1 pseudogene is annotated in these 780 nt (G+C 76.5%); it reads left to right on the plus strand.

Annotated features, from left to right (window positions below):
* Positions 1–83: 83 nt before the first annotated feature.
* A pseudogene (locus tag EF918_RS36280) lies at positions 84–780 on the plus strand (methyltransferase); the annotation flags it as partial.

The raw sequence follows: 780 nt of genomic DNA on the forward strand, positions 1-780 counted from the left end.
GAGCAGGGCAGGGCGAGCCCCGCCCCGGCGATGCCTCGCCCTGCCCTGCTCCGCCCACCACACCGGCCCGAGGACACCCCCACATGACCACGACGTTCCCCGACAAAACGATGCTCCTCGACGACACCGCCCGCCTGCGTGCGGCGGCCGCCTTCGTCCGCGAGCACGACAGTGCCGCCCTGCTCCCGCTCCTCCTGCCCGGCCTCGGCGGCCCGGACCTGCGGGCGGTCGCCGCGCACTGCCGCTTCGCCCACGCCGGGCTGCTGGTGTTCCCGCCGGACCCGGCGAGCCTGCTGGCCCAGTTCGCCGACTGCGGGCTGCCCGTGGACGTCCCCGCCGGCCCCAGCGTGGTCGTCCGGGAGCGTCTGGCCCGGCGCCACGGGTACGACCCGGCCGAGCTCGACGTGCGGATCCTGCGCCCCGCGGTGCACGGCGCCGCCGGGGAACGCCGCGCGGTCGAGGTGTTCGCGCTGACCGTACCGCCGTACTCCGGTCTGGAGCGGATCGCCGCCCATGAACGGGCCCTCCTGCACGAGGCGCACCTCGCCTTCGAGATCGACCACCCCGAGCCGCTGGTGCTGCGCGGGCTGTGCGCGATCCTCGCCCGCCACGGCGCCTGCCCGGACGGCGGTGGCTACAACCCGCACGAGGACGGCACCGTCCTGTACTTCACCACCCCCGCCGACTCGGCCTGCGGCTACCGCCGGCTGGAGCTGTACGCGCACGGCGACCACCGCGACGCCCTCGCCGCCCACCTGGACCACCCCGACGGGCCCGCCC

The organism is Streptomyces sp. WAC06614 (genome assembly GCF_003949795.1).
GTDB lineage: Bacteria > Actinomycetota > Actinomycetes > Streptomycetales > Streptomycetaceae > Streptomyces.